Annotated in this window: 19 protein-coding genes; 15 read left to right on the top strand and 4 right to left on the bottom strand. The window is 74.4% G+C overall.

Annotated elements, in window-relative coordinates:
* From PSED_RS28240 to PSED_RS28175, 14 genes are all read left to right on the top strand, one after another.
* The gene (locus tag PSED_RS28240) at positions 1-1,413 is read left to right on the top strand and encodes a glutamyl-tRNA reductase (RefSeq protein ID WP_013677647.1); all 1,413 of its coding nucleotides are present in this window, start codon (positions 1-3) and stop codon (positions 1,411-1,413) included.
* The gene (hemC, locus tag PSED_RS28235) at positions 1,410-2,393 is read left to right on the top strand and encodes a hydroxymethylbilane synthase (RefSeq protein ID WP_013677646.1); all 984 of its coding nucleotides are present in this window, start codon (positions 1,410-1,412) and stop codon (positions 2,391-2,393) included. Before PSED_RS28240 ends, hemC begins: the two co-directional genes overlap by 4 nt.
* Entirely contained in the window at positions 2,390-3,931 is a 1,542-nt protein-coding gene (locus tag PSED_RS28230) for a bifunctional uroporphyrinogen-III C-methyltransferase/uroporphyrinogen-III synthase (RefSeq protein WP_013677645.1), read from the top strand. Before hemC ends, PSED_RS28230 begins: the two co-directional genes overlap by 4 nt.
* A gap of 317 nt (positions 3,932-4,248) precedes the next feature.
* Positions 4,249-5,229 (top strand): porphobilinogen synthase, encoded by a 981-nt coding sequence (gene hemB, locus PSED_RS28225; protein ID WP_013677644.1) that lies wholly within the window; start codon positions 4,249-4,251, stop codon positions 5,227-5,229.
* Positions 5,230-5,294: 65 nt separating this feature from the next.
* Complete coding sequence (locus PSED_RS28220; RefSeq protein WP_013677643.1) at positions 5,295-6,116, top strand: RDD family protein; 822 nt, start codon at positions 5,295-5,297, stop codon at positions 6,114-6,116.
* Positions 6,117-6,287: 171 nt separating this feature from the next.
* A complete protein-coding gene (locus PSED_RS28215) occupies positions 6,288-6,797 on the top strand; it encodes a DUF4282 domain-containing protein (RefSeq protein WP_013677642.1) in 510 nt (169 codons plus the stop codon).
* A 114-nt stretch (positions 6,798-6,911) separates the two neighbouring features.
* Positions 6,912-8,048: a LapA family protein gene (locus tag PSED_RS28210; RefSeq protein WP_013677641.1), complete on the top strand. Its 1,137-nt coding sequence runs from the start codon at positions 6,912-6,914 to the stop codon at positions 8,046-8,048.
* Positions 8,049-8,150: 102 nt separating this feature from the next.
* Positions 8,151-9,482, top strand: coding sequence for a glutamate-1-semialdehyde 2,1-aminomutase (gene hemL / locus PSED_RS28205; protein ID WP_013677640.1), 1,332 nt, complete (start codon positions 8,151-8,153; stop codon positions 9,480-9,482).
* Positions 9,479-10,111: a histidine phosphatase family protein gene (locus PSED_RS28200; RefSeq protein WP_013677639.1), complete on the top strand. Its 633-nt coding sequence runs from the start codon at positions 9,479-9,481 to the stop codon at positions 10,109-10,111. Before hemL ends, PSED_RS28200 begins: the two co-directional genes overlap by 4 nt.
* Entirely contained in the window at positions 10,108-10,701 is a 594-nt protein-coding gene (locus tag PSED_RS28195) for a TlpA family protein disulfide reductase (RefSeq protein ID WP_013677638.1), read from the top strand. Before PSED_RS28200 ends, PSED_RS28195 begins: the two co-directional genes overlap by 4 nt.
* A gap of 83 nt (positions 10,702-10,784) precedes the next feature.
* Positions 10,785-11,558, top strand: a complete 774-nt coding sequence (locus tag PSED_RS28190; protein WP_013677637.1) for a cytochrome c biogenesis CcdA family protein — start codon at positions 10,785-10,787, stop codon at positions 11,556-11,558.
* Between the two features lies 1 nt (position 11,559).
* Positions 11,560-13,467, top strand: a complete 1,908-nt coding sequence (resB, locus tag PSED_RS28185; RefSeq protein ID WP_013677636.1) for a cytochrome c biogenesis protein ResB — start codon at positions 11,560-11,562, stop codon at positions 13,465-13,467.
* Complete coding sequence (gene ccsB / locus PSED_RS28180) at positions 13,467-14,441, top strand: c-type cytochrome biogenesis protein CcsB (protein ID WP_013677635.1); 975 nt, start codon at positions 13,467-13,469, stop codon at positions 14,439-14,441. The genes resB and ccsB overlap by 1 nt, the downstream gene beginning before the upstream one ends.
* 1,801 nt (positions 14,442-16,242) lie before the next feature.
* The gene (locus PSED_RS28175) at positions 16,243-17,682 is read left to right on the top strand and encodes a MinD/ParA family ATP-binding protein (protein ID WP_083845492.1); all 1,440 of its coding nucleotides are present in this window, start codon (positions 16,243-16,245) and stop codon (positions 17,680-17,682) included.
* A 45-nt stretch (positions 17,683-17,727) separates the two neighbouring features.
* Here the strand turns inward: PSED_RS28175 and PSED_RS28170 are convergent, their stop codons facing one another.
* Positions 17,728-17,964 (bottom strand): hypothetical protein, encoded by a 237-nt coding sequence (locus PSED_RS28170; RefSeq protein ID WP_049803528.1) that lies wholly within the window; start codon positions 17,962-17,964, stop codon positions 17,728-17,730.
* A gap of 157 nt (positions 17,965-18,121) precedes the next feature.
* Complete coding sequence (locus tag PSED_RS28165) at positions 18,122-18,340, bottom strand: BldC family transcriptional regulator (RefSeq protein WP_013677632.1); 219 nt, start codon at positions 18,338-18,340, stop codon at positions 18,122-18,124.
* 234 nt (positions 18,341-18,574) lie between these two features.
* Here PSED_RS28165 and PSED_RS28160 point away from each other — a divergent pair, with 234 nt between their 5' ends.
* Positions 18,575-18,934, top strand: coding sequence for a DUF4229 domain-containing protein (locus tag PSED_RS28160; protein WP_013677631.1), 360 nt, complete (start codon positions 18,575-18,577; stop codon positions 18,932-18,934).
* Here the strand turns inward: PSED_RS28160 and PSED_RS28155 are convergent.
* Both PSED_RS28155 and PSED_RS28150 read right to left on the bottom strand, forming a co-directional pair.
* Complete coding sequence (locus PSED_RS28155; RefSeq protein WP_013677630.1) at positions 18,890-19,771, bottom strand: 1,4-dihydroxy-2-naphthoate polyprenyltransferase; 882 nt, start codon at positions 19,769-19,771, stop codon at positions 18,890-18,892. The genes PSED_RS28160 and PSED_RS28155 overlap by 45 nt on opposite strands.
* 9 nt (positions 19,772-19,780) lie before the next feature.
* Entirely contained in the window at positions 19,781-21,070 is a 1,290-nt protein-coding gene (locus PSED_RS28150; RefSeq protein WP_013677629.1) for an SH3 domain-containing protein, read from the bottom strand.
* Between the last annotated feature and the right edge of the window lies 1 nt (position 21,071).

Below are 21,071 nucleotides of genomic sequence, written 5' to 3'. Positions count from 1 at the left end.
GTGAGTGTGCTGGTCGTGGGTATGTCCCACCGGACCGCGCCCGTCGCGCTCCTCGAGCGGGCGACGGTCGGGGCCGACGACGTACCCAAGCTGCTCGACGAGATGCTGCGTGCCGAGCACGTCAGCGAGGTCGTGCTGCTCGCCACGTGCAACCGGATCGAGGCCTACGCGGTCGTCGACGCGTTCCACGGCGGGCTGACCGACGTCTCCGGCGTGCTGGCCCGGCACTCGGGCCTCCCGCTCGCCGAGCTGACCGACCATCTCTACGTCCACTACGCGGCGTCGGCGGTACAGCACCTGTTCGCGGTGTCGTCGGGCCTCGACTCGATGGTCGTGGGCGAGTCGCAGATCCTGGGCCAGCTCCGCTCCGCCTACGCGGTGGCCGACGAGGCCGGCACCGTCGGGCGCGTGCTGCACGAGCTCTCGCAGCAGGCGCTGCGCGTCGGCAAGCGGGTGCACGCGAGCACCGGGATCGACGACGCCGGCGCGTCCGTCGTCTCCGAGGCGCTGGCCGACGCCGCCCGCGACCTGGACCGCGAGCCCGGCGACCTGCTCGGGGTCAAGGCGGTCGTCGTCGGTGCCGGCGCGATGGGTGCGCTGGCCGCCGCCCACCTGCGCCGCGCGGGCGCCGCCGAGATCGTCGTGCTCAACCGGTCGCCGGAACGCGCCGAGCGGCTGGCCGGGAAGACCCTGGAGGCGGGCACCCCCGCGAGGGCCGGCGCGCTCGAGGCGCTGCGTGCCGAGCTCGCCGACGCCGACGTGCTCGTCACGTGCACCGGCTCCATCGGGACCGTCGTCGGGGCGGCCGACGTCGCCGCGGCCCGGGCGGGCGCCGACCGCCCGCTCGTCGTGTGCGACCTGGGTCTGCCGCGCGACGTCGACCCGGCGGTCGCCGGTGTCCCCGGGGTCGCCGTCGTCGATCTGGAGACGTTGCAGCGCAGGCTCACCGACCGGATCGACGTCACCGGCGTCGACGCCGTCGCCGCGGCCCGCTCGATCGTCTCCGACGAGGCGCAGGCCTACCTCGCCGCGCAGCGGTCCGCGGAGGTCACGCCGACCGTGACGGCGCTGCGCCGCCGCGCGTCCGAGGTCGTCGACGCCGAGCTGCTGCGGCTGGACTCGCGGCTGCCGCACGTGGAGCCCGCCGTGCGCGCGGAGTTCGCGCGGACTGTGCGCCGCGTCGTCGACAAACTGCTGCACACCCCGACGGTGCAGGTCAAACGTCTCGCCGAGGGCCCCGACGGCGACACCTACGCCCAGGCGCTGCGGATGCTTTTCGAGCTCGACCCGCAGACCACCGCGGCCGTCGCGACCCCCGGCCTGTCCGGGACCACCGCCCGCCCCGGCGACGACGTCGCCGCCGCGCTGGGCGTCGAGTTCCGCGACGCGGGCGACGGGGAGGCGGCCACATGACCCCCGTGCTGCGCATCGGCACCCGGCCGAGCGCGCTCGCGATGGCGCAGTCCGGGCAGATCGCCGACCGGCTGCGGGCGGCGGGCCACACCGTCGAGCTCGTCCCGGTCTCGACGGTGGGCGACCGCTCCGGCGCGCCCGTCGCCGAGCTGGGCGTCGGCGTCTTCGTCTCCGCGGTACGCGATGCCGTCGCCTCCGGTGAGGTCGACGTCGCCATCCACTCGTACAAGGACCTGCCGACCGCGCCCGACCCCCGGCTCACGCTCGTGGCCGTCCCCGGCCGGGAGGACCCGCGCGACGCGCTCGTGGCGCGCGACGGGAAGGTCCTCGGCGAGCTGCCGGCGGGATCGCGCGTCGGCACCGGCTCGGCGCGGCGCACCGCGCAGCTGCAGGCACTCGGCCTGGGGCTGGAGGTCGTGCCCATCCGCGGCAACGTCGACACCCGGATCGGCAAGGTCACCTCGGGCGAGCTCGACGGCGTGATCGTCGCCGCGGCCGGGCTGCGCCGTCTCGGGCGCATCGGCGAGGCCACCGAGCTGCTCGAACCCGTGCAGATGCTGCCCGCGCCCGCCCAGGGCGCGCTGGCCGTGGAGTGCCGGGCCGGTGTGCCCGGCAGCACCGAGCACGGGCTCGCGCTCGCGCTCACCGCGCTGCTCGACGATCCGGCGGCCCGCGCGGCCGTCACCGCCGAGCGCGCCGTCCTCGCATCCCTGGAGGCTGGCTGCACCGCGCCGATCGGCGCGCTCGCCGACGTCGTGTCCGACCTCGACGACGCGGGACGGGTGGTGGACCGGCTGTCGCTGCGCGCGGTGGTCGGCACCGCGGACGGAGCGCTGCTGCGCGCCTCCGTCACAGGAGACATCGACGACGCCGAGAAGCTCGGCGCGGCACTGGCCGCGGAGCTTCTCGACATGGGCGCCGACACGTTGCCGGGAACGGCCGGGCGCCAGGAGAACCGCTGGATCGGGAGTTCCGAATGAACAAGGCAACACCAACGCCCGGCCGGATCGCCTTCGTGGGCAGTGGCCCGGGCGACCCCGGGCTGCTCACCGTGCGCGCGCGTGCCGCGCTCGCCGCGGCGCCGCTGGTCGTCATGGACCCCGACGTGGCGGAGGAGATCACCGCGCTCGTGGCCGAGGGCGCCGAGCTGCGCCCCGCCGTCGGGCAGCCTGCCGACGTCGCGGCCGAGCTGGTCGCCGAGGCCACCGCGGGCCGCGCGGTCACGCGCCTGGTGAGCGGCGACCCGCTGACCACCGACGCCGTCATCGCGGAGGCGCAGGCCGTCGCCAAGGCGGGCGTGCCGTTCGACGTCGTCCCCGGGGTGCCCGCGGGCACCGCGGTCCCCGCGTACGCCGGCGTACCGCTCGGCTCGGGCCACGTCGAGGCCGACGTCCGCGCGGGCGTCGACTGGGCGCGCATCGCGTCGGTGCCCGGCACCCTCGTGCTGCACGCGACCGCCGCGCACCTGGGCGAGGTCGCCGTCGCGCTGACCGACCAGGGCGTCGCCGCCGAGACCCCGGTCGCGATCACGGCGGGCGGCACCCGCAACACGCAGAAGACCGTCGACTCGACCCTCGCCGGGCTGGCCGCCGACGGCGCCGACCTCGAGGGCCCGCTCGTGCTCTCGGTCGGGCGCGACGTCGCCCAGCGCGCCGAGCTGTCCTGGTGGGAGTCGCGCGCGCTCTACGGCTGGCGCGTGCTCGTCCCGCGCACCAAGGACCAGGCGGGCGCGATGAGCGACCGGCTGCGCGTGCACGGCGCGATCCCGGAGGAGGTGCCCACCATCGCGGTGGAGCCGCCCCGGTCGCCCACGCAGATGGAACGCGCGGTCAAGGGCCTGGTCGACGGCCGCTACCAGTGGGTCGTCTTCACCTCGACCAACGCGGTGCGTGCGGTCTGGGAGAAGTTCGCCGAGTTCGGCCTCGACGCCCGCGCGTTCTCCGGCGTGAAGATCGCCTGCGTCGGCGCCGCGACGGCGGAGAAGGTGCGCGCCTTCGGCATCGTCCCGGAGATCGTGCCGGACATCGACGAGGCGCAGCAGTCCACCTCCGAGGGCCTGCTGGAGATCTTCCCGCCCTACGACGACATCCTCGACCCGGTCGACCGGGTGCTGCTCCCGCGGGCCGACATCGCCACCGAGACCCTCGCCGCCGGTCTGCGCGACCGCGGCTGGGAGATCGACGACGTGACCGCCTACCGGACCGTCCGGGCCGCCCCGCCGCCCGCGCCGATCCGCGAGGCCATCAAGACCGGCGGCTTCGACGCGGTGTGCTTCACCTCGTCGTCGACCGTCCGCAACCTGGTGGGCATCGCGGGCAAGCCGCACGCCCGCACGATCGTCGCCTGCATCGGCCCGGCCACCGCCGAGACCGCGCGCGAGTTCGGGCTGCGTGTCGACGTGCAGCCCGAGGAGGCCCGGGTGCCGACGCTCGTCGACGCCCTGGCCGCGCACGCCGCCAAGCTGCGCGCCGAGGGCGCCCTGCCGCCGCCGAAGAAGGCCAAGGCGCGCAGGCGCTGACCCGCGTACGTCCTCGACGGGCGGCGGCTCCCTCGCGGGGTCGCCGCCCGTCGGCGTCCCGGCCCTCCCGACGTTCCTGCTCCTGCGGGAGTCGCTGCTCCCTGCCGGTGCTCCCGCTCCTGCCCGAGTCGCTGCTCCGTGCCGGCGCTCCTGCGGGCCCGCCCACACATCCGCGCGCAACCACAGCGCTGCTCCGCGCGCATTCTGCAGCAGTGAGGTTGCGCGCGGATCTCGTCCGCGCGGGAGCGGGTCGCGGCATTCGGGGGGCGTCGGCGGGCGTCGGCGGGGTGGGTTCCCCACGGTCGTAGGCTCGGGCCATGGCCTTCCCCGCGCAGCGCCCCCGCCGGCTCCGCACCACCCCCGCGATGCGCCGGCTCGTCGCCGAGACCGACCTCGCCCCGCGCCACATGGTGCTGCCGATGTTCGTCCGGGAGGGCGCCACCGAGCCGATCCCGATCAGCTCGATGCCCGGCGTCGTCCAGCACACGCGGGAGTCGCTGCGCAAGGCGGCCGTCGAGGCGGTGGAGGCGGGGATCGGGGGCCTGATGCTCTTCGGCGTCCCGGAGGTCCGCGACGCGCGCGGCACCGGCGGCGTCGACCCGAACGGCGTGCTCAACGTGGCGCTGCGCGACGTCAAGGCCGAGATCGGCGACGCCACCGTGCTGATCGCCGACACCTGTCTCGACGAGTTCACCGACCACGGCCACTGCGGGGTCCTCGACGAGCGCGGGCGGGTCGACAACGACGCGACGCTCGCCGTCTACGCGGAGATGGGTGTCGCCCAGGCGGCAGCGGGCGCCGACCTGCTCGGGCCCAGCGGGATGATGGACGGCCAGGTCGGGGTGCTGCGCGAGGCGCTCGACGGTGCCGGCCACGAGGACACCGGAATCCTCGCCTACACCGCGAAGTACGCCTCGGCGTTCTACGGGCCGTTCCGCGACGCGGTCGAGTCCCAGCTGCAGGGCGATCGGAAGACCTACCAACAGGACAACGCCAACCTCCGCGAGGCGCTGCGTGAGCTCGCGCTCGACCTCGAGGAGGGCGCCGACATGGTGATGGTCAAGCCCGCCATGGCCTACCTCGACGTGCTGCGGTCGGTCGCCGACGTCGCCGACGTGCCCGTCGCCGCCTACCAGGTGTCGGGCGAGTACGCGATGATCGAGGCGGCCGCGGCCAACGGCTGGATCGACCGGGAGCGGGCCGTCGTCGAGACGGTCACCGGGATCCGGCGAGCGGGCGCCGACGTCGTCGTGACGTACTGGGCCGTCGAAATCGCCGCTCGACTGGGTGAACGTTAACGCTCGACGTCACGGTTCGTGCAGGCATCTGGACACGCATCGGACGCCTGCATACCTTTCGGCGCATGACGTCACCCTCCGACCCTCAGTGGCAGGGTCAGCCCGCGCCGGGCTACGGTCCGCCCCCTGGTCAGGGGGCTCCCCAGCAGGGTGGCTATCCGCCGCCGCCCGGCTACGGGCAGCAGCAGCCCGGCTACCCGCCGCCCGGTTACCAGCAGCAGCCCTACCAGCAACAGGGCTACCCGCAGCAGCCCTACGGCCAGCCGGGTTACGGCCAGCAGCCGTACGGACAGCCCGGTTACGGGCAGCAGCCGTACGGCCAACCGGGTTACGGCGTGGCGCCCAAGCCCGTCCCGCCGGGCGCACCGGGTCCGATCCCGGAGTGGTGGGAGCGCTGGGTCGGCCGGATCATCGACGGCGTCCTCTACATGGTCATCTACTGGATTCTGAGCTTCATCCTGGCGGCGATCTTCGTCTCGAGTGTCTCGTTCGACATCGCCAGCGGCACGTACACCAGTGGCAGCGGCTTCATCATCGCCGCCGTGCTGACCTGGGTCATCGGTGGCCTGCTGTACGCCGCCTACGACTTCCTGATGCACTCCCGCAATGGCCAGACCGTCGGGAAGATGGTCATGAAGATGCGGGTGGTCGCGCCGGACGGCAGTAAGCCGGACACCGCGACGCTGCTCAAGCGTTCGCTGATCTATCCGGGTGTGTTCGGGATCGTCGGCCTGCTGGCCTTCGTCAGCGTCTTCGGGTTCGGCCTCATCGGCTTGATCGTCGGCATCTTCAGCCTGATCGACGGCATCTTCGTGATCACCGACCAGCCGCTGCGCCGCGCGCTGCACGACCAGTGGGCCAAGACGATCGTCATCAAGTCCGGCTGATCCCCGGCACGCTCCGCCCGCCGCCCCGGCACCTCTCGACGGTGCCGGGGCGGTCTCGTCGGCGAGGGCGGCGAGCACGCGCCACGACACGATCAGGGTGCAGAACGAGACCGCCGTCACGATTTCCCGGCATGATTCGCCCCGACCGGCACCCTCCGCGATGGGAGCGAGATGAGCCAGGACCCAGGATCGTCCGAGAACCAGGGCGGGCAGCAGCAGCCCGGGGGCGGCTGGCAGGACCAGCCCACCGAGTACAACGCCGGCTGGCAGGCCCAGCAGCCTCCACCCGGCTACGGCCCGCCCGCCGGCGCCCCCGCCGGTCCGCCGCCCGGGTACGGCGCTCCGCCGCCCGGATACGGCGGGCCCGGCGGCGTCGGGGGTGGCCCGAGCGGCCAGATGCCCCCGGGCAAGAACTTCCTCGGCGCGCTGTTCGACGTCGAGTTCAACTACTTCGCGACGCCCGTCGTGGTGAAGGTGCTCTACATCATCGGCATCGTCGTGATCGCGCTCGGCTGGCTGGCGGCGATCGTCAGCGGGTTCCTCAACAGCGCTGTCGCCGGCATCGTGGCGATCGTCGTCGGCGCTGTGGTCGCGCTGTTCTACCTCATCCTCTTCAGGGTGACGCTGGAGTTCTTCTATGCGGTCGTACGCATGTCGGAGGACATCCATCACCGCCGCTGACGTGCGGAGACGTCGATCCTGCCGGATCGACGCCCATGGTCCGCGACGCCCGGGCGACGTCCCGGGCGTCCGGTTCGTGGACAGCCGTTCGCAGGCCGCCCTACGGTGGGCGCCGTGAGCACACCGTCGGGTCCCTCGGACCGCGGGGAGGACAAGCCGACGGGCTACCTCCCGGGCAGCTACCAGCGTCAGCGCGAGCAGCCGGACGGCGGCGGGGACACCGGCGCTCCGGCGTCGGACCAGGGTGCGCACGAGGCGGGGAGCACCCCGCAGTGGCAGCCCCCGGCGGCCGCGGCGAACCCGTACGAGGGCAGCGCGTACCCGCAGCCGCAGCAGGAGCAGCCCCCGCAGCAGCAGTACGGGGGCCAGCAGTACGGAGCCCAGCAGTACGGAGCCCAGCAGTACGGGGCGCAGCAGTACGGGCAGCAGGGGTACGGACAGCAGGGGTACGAGCAGCAGGGCGGTCGGCACGGGCGTGCCGACGACGACCGTCCCGCGCCGGGCCCGACCTACGGCGGCGAGCAGTACGGCGCCCCTTCCGGCCAGCCCCAGTACGGCCAGCCCCAGTACGGCCAGCCTCAGTACGGCCAGCCCCAGTACGGCCAGCCCCAGTACGGCCAGCAGTACGAACAGCCGCAGTACGGGCAGCAGCCCGACCCCTACGGGGCCAACCAGTACGGGGCCAACCAGTACGGGGGCGCGCCCGCCTACAACGTCTACAACCCCTACGCCGACGGTGGCAGCGGACCGAGCGGGGGTGCGGCGGCGCCCGTCGCCCGCCCGGCCGGTGTGTGGGTCGGCATGATCCTGCTGGTCATCAGCGCCCTGCCCTACCTCGCGTACGGGGTCGTCATCGCGCTCGCCAGCAACCAGCTCACGTCCCGGATCTCGACCGACGACCTCGCCAAACTGCAGCAGGCCAACATCAACCTCACCCAGATCGCCCTGATCGCGGGCGTCGTCCTGATCGCGTTCGCCGTCCTGCACATCGCGCTGTCGATCGCGGCGTTCATGGGCCGCAACGGCGGCCGGGTCACGGTGACGGTGTTCGTCGTGCTCTACACGCTGCTGATCGCGGGGGGCGTCGCCGCTCCCTTCATCTTGGCCGGCCAGCGGGACGTCACCCTCGACCTGACCGTCGACCCGCTCGGTCTCGCGATCGGGGTGGGCCCCCTCGTGCTCGCGATCGTCGGCGTCATCCTGCTGTACGCGGGCGGGGCCTCGACCTGGTTCCGCTCCAGGCGGCGCTGAACCGGCGTTCCGTCCGTCCCGGCCGACGCGGGCGGCGCTGAGCGCCACGTCACCACCGGACCCCACCGTCACCTCACCAGGGCGGCTGCCAGACTGGAGGCCGTGAGCTCGCCGTCGACGCGCGTCGTGTCCAAGGTCCCGCAGGTCTCGTCCCGGCTGTTCGAGCGGGCGGGAGCGGCCATCCCCGGTGGGGTCAACTCGCCGGTGCGCGCGTTCAGCGCGGTGGGCGGCACGCCGCGGTTCATGGTCTCCGCGCAGGGGCCGTGGCTGACCGACGCCGACGGCGCCCGCTACGTCGACCTCGTCTGCTCGTGGGGCCCGATGGTCCTGGGGCACGCGCACCCGGCGGTCGTCGAGGCCGTGCAGGCCGCCGCCACGCACGGGCTGTCGTTCGGCGCGCCGACGCCGGGCGAGGTCGAGCTCGCCGAGGAGATCCTGGGCCGCGTCGCGCCCGTCGAGCAGGTCCGGCTGGTCAACTCCGGCACCGAGGCCACGATGAGCGCAATCCGGCTGGCCCGCGGGATCACCGGGCGCAGCGTCGTCGTGAAGTTCGCGGGGTGCTACCACGGCCACGTCGACGCGCTGCTCGCCGAGGCGGGCTCGGGTGTCGCGACGTTCGGCCTGCCGACCAGCCCCGGCGTCACGGGGGCGTCGGCGGCCGACACGATCGTCCTGCCCTACAACGACATCGAGGCCGTCCGGGCGGTGTTCGCCGCCCGCGGGCCCGAGATCGCGTGCGTCATCACCGAGGCCGCGGCGGGCAACATGGGTGCGGTCGCGCCGGTTCCGGGCTTCAACGCCGGGCTGCGCGAGATCACCCGCGAGCACGGCGCCCTGCTCGTCATGGACGAGGTCATGACGGGCTTCCGGGTCAGCGCCGCGGGCTGGTACGGCCTCGACGGTGTCGCGGGCGACCTCTACACGTTCGGCAAGGTGATGTCGGGCGGGCTGCCGGCGGCGGCGTTCGGGGGCTCGCGCGAGCACATGTCGTACCTGGCGCCGGCCGGGCCGGTCTACCAGGCGGGGACGCTGTCGGGGAACCCCGTGGCCGTCGCCGCGGGTCTGGCGACGCTGCGGGCGGCCGACGCCTCGGTGTACGCGGCGCTGGACGCGAACTCGCGCAGGCTCGGTGGGCTGATCGGCGACGCCCTCACCACCGCCGGCGTCGCACATCGCGTGCAGTACGCGGGCAACCTGCTGTCGGTGTTCTTCACCGCCGACGAGGTCGTCGACTACGCGGGCGCGCGCGCCGCCGAGACGTTCCGCTTCCCGGCGTTCTTCCACGCGCTGCTCGACCGCGGTGTCTACGCGCCACCGAGCGCGTTCGAGGCCTGGTTCGTCTCCGCGGCCCTGGACGACGACGCGTTCTCCGTGGTGGCCGACGCCCTGCCCGCGGCCGCCGCGGCCGCCGCGGCGGCGACCCCCGCCTCGTGAGCACCCGGACGCTCGTGCACCTGCTGCGCCACGGCGAGGTGCACAACCCCGACGGCATCCTCTACGGCAGGCTGCCCGGCTTCCACCTCTCCGAGCGCGGTAGGGCGCAGGCCGAGACCGTCGCGAAGTCGTTGGTGGACAACGACGTCGTGGCCGTCGTGGCGTCGCCGCTGCAGCGGGCGCAGGAGACGGCGACGCCGATCGCCGCCGCGCACGGGGTCGACATCGTCACCGAGGACCGGCTCATCGAGGCGGACAACAGGTTCGAAGGCACCCGCTTCGGGGTCGGCGACGGTGCGCTCAGGCGGCCCGCGAACTGGCCGTTGATGCGCGACCCGTTCACGCCGTCGTGGGGTGAGCCGTACCTGCGGATCGCCCATCGGATGCTGGCCGCCGCGCACCGCGCCCGCGAGCTCGCCGCGGGCCACGAGGCCGTGTGCGTGTCCCACCAGCTGCCCATCTGGACGCTGCGCCGCTACCTGCTCGGGCAGCGGCTCTGGCACGACCCGCGGCGCCGCCAGTGCGCCCTCGCCTCGTTGACGACGCTGGAGTTCACCGACCAGGAGCTCACCGGCCTGCGCTACCGCGAACCCGCGGGCGCCGGCGACCCGAGGGTGACCGGGGCATGAGACGGCTGCTCCCGGCGCTCGCCGCGCTCGCCGCGGTGCTGCTGGTCGCCGCCTGCGCGACGACGGGCAAGGACGCCGTCGAGACCGGGCAGGAGTTCCAGTTCGTCGCCCCCGGGGGGAAGACGACGATCCTCTACGACCCGCCGTCCTCACGCGCGAAGCTGCCGGCGCTGACGGGGGACAGCCTGCTGCGGCCCGGCACCGACGTCGGCACGGAGGACTACGCGGGCAAGGTGCTCGTCGTCAACATCTGGGGTTCGTGGTGCGGCCCGTGCCGGGCGGAGGCGTCCGACCTGGAGTTCGTGCTCGACCAGACGCAGGCGCAGGGTGTCGCGCTGCTCGGCATCGACGTGCGCGACGACCGCGCGGCGGCCACGGACTTCGTCAAGGACCGCGGCCTGACGTACGAGTCGATCTTCGACCCGCCGGGCCGGGTGCTCGCCGCGCTGTCGGGCTACCCGCGCAACACGGTGCCGTCGACGATCGTGCTCGACCGCCAGCACCGCGTCGCCGCGGTCTACCTGACGACGATCCGGCCCAGCGACCTGATCTCCCAGGTCCAGCGCGTCGCGGAGGAACCGGCGCCGTGAGCGACGAGCTCGGTGCGCGACGCACTACACGCTGTAGAACCCGGTGCGGGGCCGCCGCACCCGCAGACCTACCCTGATCGGTGATGGACGCGTCGACCACCCTCGCGATATCGGGACCGCTGCTGGTCGCAGCGGTGGTCGCCGTGCTCGCGGGCGCGGTCAGCTTCGCCTCGCCGTGCGTCGTCCCGCTGGTCCCGGGCTATCTCGCGTATCTCGCCGGGCTGGTCGGCGCGGACACCCCCGCGGTCACCGTGGCCGACGCGGGCGCCCGGCGCGGCCGGTTCCGCGTCGCCGGGGCCGCGGCGCTGTTCGTCGCCGGCTTCACCGTGGTGTTCGGGGCGATCCTCGTCGGTGTCGTCTGGCTGTCCGACGCGCTCGTGCGCAACATGGACGTGCTGCAGCGCATCGGCGGGATCGTGCTGATCGTGATGGGGCTGGCGTTCGTCGGCCTGGTGCCGTTCCTGCAGCGCGAGCGCCGCGTGCACTGGGTGCCGCGCGCCGGCATCTGGGGTGCGCCGCTGCTCGGGGCGGTCTTCGGCCTCGGCTGGGTGCCGTGCATCGGCCCGACGCTGGCCGGGGTGGTCGCCGTCGCGGCCGGGACGGGCGGGGGCTCGCTGCGCGGCGTCGTGCTGACGCTGGCCTACTGCGCCGGGCTCGGCCTGCCGTTCGTGCTGATCGCCCTCGGGGCGTCGCGGGCGGTGCGGGCGCTGGGCTGGTTGCGCGCGCACACCCGGCACATCCAGATCGCGGGCGGCGTGCTGCTCGTCGTCGTGGGTGCCCTGTTGCTGAGCGGGGTGTGGAACGGGCTGCTCGTCGGCCTGCAGACCGCCGTCGCCGGATTCACCCCGGCGTTGTGACATGACCTCCCCGCCCACCGCTCCGCCGAAGAGCCCCGTCGTCGCCGAGGGTGCCCCACCGCCGCCCGGGCAGTCGCCGATCCGCCGGGTGCTCGCGTTCCTGCGCAACACCTGGCGCGGCCTCACCAGCATGCGGACGGCGCTGATCCTGCTGTTCCTGCTGGCGCTGGCCGCGCTGCCCGGTGCCCTGCTGCCGCAGAACTCGCTCAACCAGCAGCTCGTCGAGCAGTACAAGACCGACTACCCGGCGATCGCGCCGACGCTCGACCGGCTCGGCTTCTTCGACGTCTTCTCGACGCCGTGGTTCGCGGCCATCTACCTGCTGCTGATGATCTCGCTCGTCGGCTGCCTGCTGCCGCGCAACCTCGACTTCCTGCGGACGCTGCGGGCGGCTCCCGTCGCCACCCCGCGCAACCTCGGCCGGCTGCCGCACCACGCCGCGGTGACCGTCGACGAGGACACCGACGCGGTCCTCGCCCGCGTCCGGACCCTGCTCGGGGGCAACCGGCTCACGGCCTGGCGCACCGTCGAACGCGACGAGACCGGCGGCGTGCGCACCGTCTCGGCCGAGAAGGGGCACCTGCGGGAGGCCGGCAACCTGGTCTTCCACCTCAGCCTCGTCGGACTGCTCGTCGGCATCGCGCTCGGCAAGCTCTTCGGCTACGAGGGCCAGGTCATCGTCCTGACGGGCGGGAACCAGTTCTGCAACTCCTCGATCCTGGGCTACGACTCGTTCCGCGCGGGGCTGCGCGTCGACGGGACGGAGCTCGCGCCGTTCTGCGTGCAGGTGAACGACTTCACCGCCGACTACCTGCCCAACGGCCAGCCCGACACCTACCGCGCGCAGATCGGCTACCAGACCGCCGAGGACGTCGAGGCGGGCGACACGTCGAACTGGAAGCCCTACGAGCTGCAGGTCAACCACCCGCTGCGGCTCGACGGCGCGCGTGTCTACCTGCTCGGCCACGGCTACGCGCCGCAGTTCACCGTCACCTGGCCCGACGGCCAGCAGCGGACGGGCGTCATCCAGTGGCGGCCCGTCGACCAGACGACGTTCCTGTCCGAGGGCGCGACCAAGTTCGAGCGCCCGGGCGTGACCGACCCGGCGCAGCGGCAGGACAGCGGACTGGCGGTCACCGGCCTGTTCGCGCCGACCAGCTCGGGCGGCGACGTCGTCACCTCGATCTACCCCGACCTGCGCAACCCCGAGGTCGCGATCGACGTCATGCGCGGCGACCTCGGGCTCGACGACGGCCGCGGCCAGTCGATCTTCACCGTCGACCAGTCGAAGGTGGACTCCGGCGCGCTCAAGCAGGTCGCACGGGCCAACCTCACCCCCGGCCAGTCGGTCACGCTCGACGACGGCACGCAGGTCCGGTTCGACAGTGTCACCTCCTGGGTGTCGCTGCAGGTCAGCCACGACCCCGGCCAGGAGTCGGTGCTGATCTTCGCCATCCTGCTGCTGCTCGGCCTCGGGACCTCGCTCGCGGTGAAGCGGCGCCGGTTCTGGGTGCGGCTGGTGCCTGCCGGCGACGGGCGCACCGAGGTCAGGCTCGGCGGGCTGGCCCGCACCGACCAGGCGGGCTACGGCGAGGAGTTCGAGCGGCTGCGCGCCGAGCTGCTCGGCACCGCGCCGGACTCAGGCGGGCCGGACTCAGGCGGGCCGGACTCGAGCGGGCCGGACTCGGGCGGGCCCGATTCCGACGCGCCCGACCCCGACGCTCCGGTCACCGATGCCACCGGCCCGGCCGCTCGCGACGCGGCCGTCCCCGACCCGGACGGCCCCGCCCCGGGACCCCCTGAGCCGGACGCTGCCGACCCGGACGCTCCCGACCCCGCCGCCGGCACGGTCCCGCCCGACCGCCGGCCCACGGACACCTCCGACTCCACCGACAGGGGAGAGACCTGATGCCCATCGATCCGGTTCTGGCGGCCTACAGCGACCGCTTCTACCTCGGTGCGGTCGCCGTCTACGTGCTGGCGATGTTCCTCCACGCGTTCGAGTACGTCGGATCGACGCGGCCGGTACGCGCGAAGGCGCTGGTCGGGGCAGGGGCCGAGGCCTCCGCCGTCGACGCGGTCGAGGACACCGACAACGACCCTGCGGGCGCCGACGGTCCGTCGACGCCGAAGCGCCGCAGCCGCGGCGACACGTGCGGCCGGATGGCTGTCGCGGTCACGATCGTCGGGCTGCTCGTGCACCTCGGGGCGATCGTCCTGCGTGGGCTGGCCACCGAGCGCTGGCCGCTGGGCAACATGTACGAGTTCGTCTCGGCGATCTGCTTCGCGGCCGTCGTCTGCTGGCTCGTCGTGCTGAAGAAGTCGCCGTCGCTGCGGCCCGTCGGCGCCTTCGTGCTGCCGCCCGTCTTCATCCTGATGTTCCTCGGCGGGACGGTCCTCTACGCCCAGGCGGCGCCCGTCGTGCCGGCGTTGCAGTCGTACTGGCTGGCCATCCACGTGACCACCGTCACCATCGCCTCGGGGCTGCTCATGGTCGCCGGCGTCGCGAGCATCCTCTACCTCCTCGTGAAGTTCGGGAGGGCGGGGAAGCTCGCCGCCAAGCTCCCCCCGATCGACGCGCTCGACCGACTGGCCTACCGCGTCACCGTCGTCGGGTTCCCGATCTACACGTTCGCGGTCATCGCGGGCGCCATCTGGGCCGAGTCGGCCTGGGGCCGGTTCTGGGGCTGGGACCCCAAGGAGACCGTGGCGTTCGTCGCGTGGGTCGTCTACGCGGCGTACCTGCACGCCCGCGCGACGTCGGGCTGGCGCACGACCGGCGCACCGTGGATCAACGTCCTCGGGTTCGCCACGATCGTGTTCAACCTCTTCTTCATCAACATGGTCGTCGCGGGGCTGCACTCGTACGCCGGGCTCGGCTGACGGTGAGCACGGCGTAGCCGGCGGGTCGCGACGCCGACCGGTGGTGGCGCCGCCCTCGCGGAGTTCACCTCGACCAGCGACGCACGCGCGACTACCGTGGGTGCACGTGAGTAAGGCAGCGTCGGAGTACCCGGACGGTTCCGTGGGCCGCTACGTCCAGGAACGCTGGGGGAAGTCGACCGGTGACGCCGGTCGGCCGTCGCCGCCTGCCGACGAGGACGAACCGGCCGACGATCGTCAGGCACCGCCTGCCGCCGAGGCATCGCGCATGCCGACGAGGTCCGTGCCGGAGACGACGTCCGCGCGGGAGACGACCGCCACGGCACAGACGCCGCCGGCGGTGGAGCCGGCAGAGCTCCGACCCGGCGTCACCGCGCCCGCGCCGACCGAGGCCGAACCGCTGTACCGCCGCCGGGACGCGGCCCGCCCGCCCGCGCGGGAGACCGCAGCGGCGGCGCCCGTCGAGCAGCCCGAGCGCCCCGCCGCACGGGCCGTCGAGCACGAGGAGCCCGTCCGCGGCGCCGGAGCGGTCTGGGGGGCCTCGATCCCCGACCTGCCCGCCGAGGACCTCGAGTCCGAGATCGATCCCATGACCCCCGGCCACGGGATACCGGCCGTCGACGGTCCGGCCGACACGGCGTCCCGCACCCCGGCCGCCCCGCGGCGACCCGACGCGGGCGAGTTCTACCCGTCCCCGCCTCGGACGTCGGCGCCGGGCACGTCCGAACCGGCGGCCGACGCCGACCTCGGTACCGCGCCGACCACGGGCCCCGGTGGCCAGGCGACCGGTGGCCGGACGCCCGGTGACCAGGGGACGGGTGGCGACCGCTCGGTGCCGCACCTGCGCGCCGCGCCGACACACGGCGGCACCGACCGCGACGCCGCCGCCGCCCGCGTCACCGCGGCCCGCCGCGCGGCCGAGGCGGCCCGGGCCGCCGCAACCCGGCGCCCGCCCGCGTCGATGCGCCCGCCGGCGGCGTCCTCGGGCTGGTCGGCCGGTGTCGGCACCGACGCCCGCCGGGGCGACGGCGCCGAGGCCCGCCGTGAGGCAGGAGCAGACCGCGTCGAGGCGGCCGCCCGCGCCGCCCAGGTCGCCCGCCGCGAGGCCGACGAACGCGCCGCGGCCCTCGACGGCGCGCGTGACGGTGCCACTCGTCCGGGCGATGGCCGATCCGGCACCGCGCCCGACACGGGCGGACCGCCCACCCCGCCGACGATCGCGGCGGCGCAGGACGGCGTCGCGCCCGGCTCCGACCGGCCCGGTCGCGAGGCCGGCCGCCGCGGCCCGGACGCGCCCACCGACGCCACCGCCCGTCCCGGGCGAACCGCGACGCCGTCCTCGGCGGCGGTCCGGGCAGCCGCCGCGTGGGCCACCGACGCACCCACGCGATCCGCCGACGGCGGCGGCACCCGACCCGGGCCGGCCGCGGCTGCGGCGTCGCAGGGCGCCCCGACGCCGCCGAACGGCAGCACCATCCGCACGGATGCCGCCGGTGCCCGGCCGAGCTCCACGGCGACACCGCCCCGTGGAGGTGCGCGCGTTCCGGACGCCGGCCCCACTCCCGACGGGGCACCGAACGGTGCCCCGACACCACCGCCTGCCACCCGTGACGTGGCCGGCGCCGCGGCCCCCGACGCGGCGGTCGCCGCGGCCGGGACCGGAGCCCCGACGACGCCTGCCCGGGGGAGTGCTCCCGCGCGGGGCCCCGCGACGCCGGCGCGCGGGACCGGCTCGGTGCCGCCGCCCCGGGAGAACACCCCGGTCACCCCGTCGCGCGGCGGACCGCCCGTGCGCGACGACATGCCCGACGGACCTGCCCGTCGGCACCTGCTCACACCACCCCGTGGCGGCGCGGTCGCCCGGTCGGCGACCGAGGCGGGCGTGCCCGCGCCGCAGGGTCCGGACCCGCAGGCCCCGGCCCGTCCGGCCGTGGACCCGGAGGCCGTGCCGCCGGCGCCGGACCGGCCGGCCCCCGGCCGCTCCGGCGCGGACCGCGCGGCGGCGTACGGCCCGGCCGCGGACCCGCGAGCGGCGGACCCCCGCACGCCGGACCGGGCGGCGGCCGAGCATCCGGCCCCGGCTCCTCGGACGTCCGGGCCGGGCCCCGACGGCGCGGCCACGGAGCCGCCCGGACGGGACGGGCAGGGCGCGGCCGACCAGCCCGGTGGCTCGCGCGTCGAGCAGTCGTGGCCGCCGCCCCCGCCGCCGCCGTCGTGGCCACGGCCACCCAAGCAGGCGCCGCGCCGCCCCGCGGGCTGGACCGATCCCGCTGCCGTGGCCGCGCAGGAGGCCCAGCGCGCGCGGATCGGGCAGGTCGACGTGGGTGGGAGCGCCGACCTGACCTCGGCACGGCTGCTGCGCCCGAGCAAGCGGCCCCCGCAGTCCGGCTGGCGGCGCGCCGTCTACGTGCTGTCCGGCAAGCTGATCAACCCCGGCGAGAGCCCGACCGACATCCGCAGGCGTGAGCTGACCGTGCGGGTCAACCAGCCGCTGCTGGGCTGCTACAAGATCGCGATGCTGAGCCTGAAGGGCGGCGTCGGCAAGACGACGGTGACCGCGACGCTCGGCGCGACGTTCGCCTCGCTGCGAGGTGACCGGGTCGTGGCCGTCGACGCCAACCCCGACCGCGGAACGCTGAGTCAGAAGATCCCGCTGGAGACGACGGCGACCGTCCGCCACCTGCTGCGCGACGCCCAGCGCGTGCGCCGCTACACCGACGTCCGGGCCTACACCTCACAGGGCCCGTCGCGGCTCGAGGTGCTCGCCAGCGAGCAGGACCCGGCCGTGTCGGAGGCGTTCAGCGAGGACGACTACCGGCGCACGGTCAACCTGCTCGAGCACTTCTACAACATCGTCCTGACCGACTGCGGCACCGGACTGATGCACTCCGCGATGTACGGCGTGCTGGGGATGGCCGACCAGCTGATCATCGTGTCGTCGGGTTCGATCGACGGCGCGCGCTCCGCGTCGGCGACGATGGACTGGCTCGACGCGCACGGCCACACCGACCTGGTGTCCAACGCGGTGGCCGTCATCAACTGCGTGCACCGCTCGTCGGGTGGGGTGGATCTGGACCGGGTGGCCGAGCACTTCGCGCTGCGCTGCCGGGCCGTCGTGCGGATCCCGTTCGACGGGCACCTCGAGGAGGGTGCCGAGATCGACCTGGACCGGCTCGAACCGCACACGCGGATGGCGCTGCTGGAGCTCGCGGCGTCGGTCGCGGACGGGTTCCCGTCGTAGGGGGCGTCTGGGTGACTCCCGGTCCCCGGGGATCCGGGGGAGGGCTCAGGCCTGCTGGTCGGTCGGCGGGTCCTCGCGCCGCTTGACGGCCTCGTCGAGCTTGCGCAGGAAGTCGGGATCGTCGTCGGGGCCGGTGGCCCGTCGACCGCTGGGCCGCACGGGTGCGGACCGCGACGGACCCGGCACCCCGGTGCGCTGGGAGGTCCGCTCGGTGTTCATCGCCCGCCACATCAGCAGCGCGATCACAGCGGCGCCGAGGAACGCGACGAGAAAGACCACCACCACTACCACCTCCGCTCACGAGACTAGCGGAGCGCGGGCGAAGCGTCGGTGAAACCGAGGACCGCGCACCGGGTCCCTGGCGGGAGCCCGAAACCGGCGACCGGCCGTGCGAGGCGACGCCGCGTGGGCATCGCCTCGCACGGCCGGTCGGACGGCCTCAGTGCTGGTGCGGAACGGTCGCCTCGCTCGTGAGGTCGGCGAGCATGCCGCGGACCTCGGACTCGCGAAAGCGGCGGTGGCCACCGGGGGTGCGGATCGAGCCGATGCGACCGGCGGACGCCCACCGGGTCACGGTCTTCGGGTCGACGCGGAACAGGGTGGCGACCTCACCGGGGGTGAGGAGCCGCTCGCTCTGGTTCTGGGTCGGGGTGGACATTCGGGCCTCCCACATTCGTCGATTACCGGGCCATCGTGACACCTGGGATACCGGGTACTCGAACGGTTGTCGGAAGGTAAAGGGCTCTTAAAGGACGAATCGGACGGAAAACTCCGGCCGAGTCAAGCCGGCCGCTTGGCCAACGTGCGACTGCCCCGCAAAGTTCCCCAACCGCGTCGTCGCAGGTAGGCGTGGGTGTGCACGGCTGGGGACGGGCCGACGTACGCTCGCGTCATGTCCACGCCAGGGCCCACGCCTCCCGACACCGACCCCACGGGTGACGGTCCGGGCCTCGCCACCACGATCGCCCTTTACGCTGTGGCGAGAATCGCTGTCGTGGCCGTCGTGGCCGCGCTCCTCGTGGCCGCCGGCGTGCCCCTGCTCCTGTCCGTTCTCCTCGGGATCATCGTCGCCCTGCCGCTGTCGATGTTCCTGTTCCGGGGTCTGCGGGCGCGGCTCGACCGCGCGGTCGAGGCGTCGCGGTCGCGGCGGGCGCAGGTCCGTGCCCGGCTGCGCGGCGACGACGGACCCGCGCAGGTGCCCGACCCGTCAGAACCACCCGCTGAGGGCGAGCCCGACCGCCGTCAGGAATGACCAGGTCAGCAGGGCCAGACTGGTCTCCTGCAGCACCTTGATGAGCTTGCGGCCGTCGGCTCCCCGCAGCACACGGCGCACCGGCGCGATCGCCACCGGGGCGGCCAGCAGGGCCAGCAGCAGCGGCCAGCTGCGGGTCCCGGCCCCGATCGTCAGCACGAACGGCACGAGCATCAGGCCGGCGTAGAGCTTGCGGGTGTCGGCGTCGCCGAGCGCGACGGCGAGGGTGCGCTTGCCGGTCATCGCGTCCGTCGGGATGTCGCGCAGGTTGTTGGCGACGAGCACCGCGCACGTGAGAAGCCCCACACCGACGGTGGCGACGATCGCGATCGGGCTCGGCGCCCCGCTCTGGGTGACGACGGTGCCCAGCACGGCGACCGGACCGAAGAACACGAACACCGCGACCTCGCCGAGCCCGGCGTACCCGTAGGGCCGCTTGCCGCCGGTGTAGAACCAGGCTCCCGCGATGCAGACGGCCCCGACGGCGATGAGCCACCACTGACCGCTGAGCGCGACGAGCGCGAGGCCGGCGACCGCTGCGACGCCGAAGCCGATGAACGCGGCCCGTTTGACCTGGGCGGGAGCTGCCGCCCTCGACCCGACGAGCCGCAGCGGGCCGACGCGGTCGTCGTCGGTGCCGCGGATGCCGTCGGAGTAGTCGTTGGCGAAGTTCACCGCGATGACCAGGCTGACGGCGACGACGAGCGCGAGCAGGGCTCGCCCCGGCGCCACGACGCCCGCGCCGATGGCGGCTCCGGTTCCGACGAGGACGGGGGAGATCGCGGTGGGGAGGGTGCGCGGACGGGCTCCCTCGAGCCATTGCGCCGGTGTGGCCACGCAGAAAACCTAACTGGTCGCGGAATCCGGACCCGTACCCCCGCAGGCGCCCACGACGCCGGCTCCCGGGATCGCCGACGCGGGCAGGAACTGGGCGTCGCCGATCTGCAGCCAGCCGTCGGCCGCGGTGCACACCACGGGCACGGCCGCGCCGTTCGCGGCGCCGCCGACGACGGGCGCGTCGGTGCTGGGCGCCGAGCGGATCTGCACCGACCCGGCCTTCGCCTCGACGGCGCCCGCGGCGGCCTCGGTGTCGATCTTGGACGTGCGCACCGACCCGGTCCACAGGTAGGTGACGGTGACGGTCGCGTTGTCCTTGAGCCCCAGGTCGTCCCAGAAGACGCCGTCGGCGAGGTCGATGCCCGCGGGGTTGGAGACCTTGCGGCCGAACTGGTCGTTGCCGCCGTTGTAGCCCGTGCGGTAGGCCGCCTGCGCCTCGGGCGTGCCCTGCGGCAGGTCGCCCCAGTTCTGCCGGACGTTGCCGGGGTTCCAGTAGTCGTCGCGGGTGTTCCACGGGCCGACGTCCCACACCGGCGCGAAGGCGCACCGGCCGTTGGCGGCGCAGACCTTGACGGAGTAGTCGGAGGTGTCGCGGGCCGAGAGCGCCCGGCGCGACGGCAGCGCGACGAAGTGGTCCCGGTCGGTGATGACGTGGCCGTTGGACGTGGTGCCGCCGACGAGACCCTCGCGGGTGGCGAAGACGGAGTAGGTGAGCGGGTCGCTCTCGGTCCGGGCCTGGTCGGGCACGCCCTCGGTCGCGGCGACGGGCCGGGCGTCCTGCTGCAGCCCGGTGACGACGGGCTCCGCGCCGGGTCCGCCCGTGAGAACGAGCCGGCTCTGCACGACGGTCGTCGTCTCGGGGAGCTGCGCGGTGCTGCCGGTCGCCGACGTGGGCGTGCTCGGGATCCACTCGGTCCAGCCGCCGTCGGCACGCCTGCCGCGGACGTCGACGACGACCGAGCTCCCCGCGGGCGTCGTGCCCGCGACGGTGGAGTCGACCTGGTCGGTGGGCCGGGCGAGCGTCCTCGGGTCGAGCGTCAGGTAGCCGGTGGGGGCGAGGTCGGGGCCGCCCTCGGCGCCGCGCGGGGTGGCGGCGTCGCGCGGGGCGGGATGGGCGTCGGCGTTGTCGAGGGTCACCGCGCCGGACGCGGTCCGCACGCCGCTGCCGTCCCCGGCCGCGAGGTCGGCCGACCAGGACCGGTTCGCGGGTACCGCGGCCGCGGCAGCAGGGGTCACCGTGGCCGCGGCGAGCGCCGCCACCACGGAGGCCATGAGCGCGGCGCGTAGTCCCGTTCGCATG

The sequence above is a fragment of the Pseudonocardia benzenivorans CB1190 genome (assembly GCF_000196675.2).
Taxonomy (GTDB): Bacteria; Actinomycetota; Actinomycetes; order Mycobacteriales; family Pseudonocardiaceae; genus Pseudonocardia; species Pseudonocardia benzenivorans.
Note: the sequence above shows the minus strand (reverse complement) of the source record. Positions and strands in the feature narration are given on the sequence as shown.

Excerpts from the sequence above, each read along its gene's own strand:
- hemC (WP_013677646.1), top strand. The coding sequence starts at position 1,410 with ATGACCCCCGTGCTGCGCATCGGCACCCGGCCGAGCGCGCTCGCGATG.
- PSED_RS28230 (WP_013677645.1), top strand. The coding sequence starts at position 2,390 with ATGAACAAGGCAACACCAACGCCCGGCCGGATCGCCTTCGTGGGCAGT.
- hemB (WP_013677644.1), top strand. The coding sequence starts at position 4,249 with ATGGCCTTCCCCGCGCAGCGCCCCCGCCGGCTCCGCACCACCCCCGCG.
- PSED_RS28220 (WP_013677643.1), top strand. The coding sequence starts at position 5,295 with ATGACGTCACCCTCCGACCCTCAGTGGCAGGGTCAGCCCGCGCCGGGC.
- PSED_RS28215 (WP_013677642.1), top strand. The coding sequence starts at position 6,288 with ATGAGCCAGGACCCAGGATCGTCCGAGAACCAGGGCGGGCAGCAGCAG.
- PSED_RS28195 (WP_013677638.1), top strand. The coding sequence starts at position 10,108 with ATGAGACGGCTGCTCCCGGCGCTCGCCGCGCTCGCCGCGGTGCTGCTG.
- PSED_RS28190 (WP_013677637.1), top strand. The coding sequence starts at position 10,785 with ATGGACGCGTCGACCACCCTCGCGATATCGGGACCGCTGCTGGTCGCA.
- resB (WP_013677636.1), top strand. The coding sequence starts at position 11,560 with ATGACCTCCCCGCCCACCGCTCCGCCGAAGAGCCCCGTCGTCGCCGAG.
- ccsB (WP_013677635.1), top strand. The coding sequence starts at position 13,467 with ATGCCCATCGATCCGGTTCTGGCGGCCTACAGCGACCGCTTCTACCTC.
- PSED_RS28175 (WP_083845492.1), top strand. The coding sequence starts at position 16,243 with ATGCCCGACGGACCTGCCCGTCGGCACCTGCTCACACCACCCCGTGGC.
- PSED_RS28165 (WP_013677632.1), bottom strand. The coding sequence starts at position 18,340 with ATGTCCACCCCGACCCAGAACCAGAGCGAGCGGCTCCTCACCCCCGGT.
- PSED_RS28160 (WP_013677631.1), top strand. The coding sequence starts at position 18,575 with ATGTCCACGCCAGGGCCCACGCCTCCCGACACCGACCCCACGGGTGAC.
- PSED_RS28150 (WP_013677629.1), bottom strand. The coding sequence starts at position 21,070 with ATGCGAACGGGACTACGCGCCGCGCTCATGGCCTCCGTGGTGGCGGCG.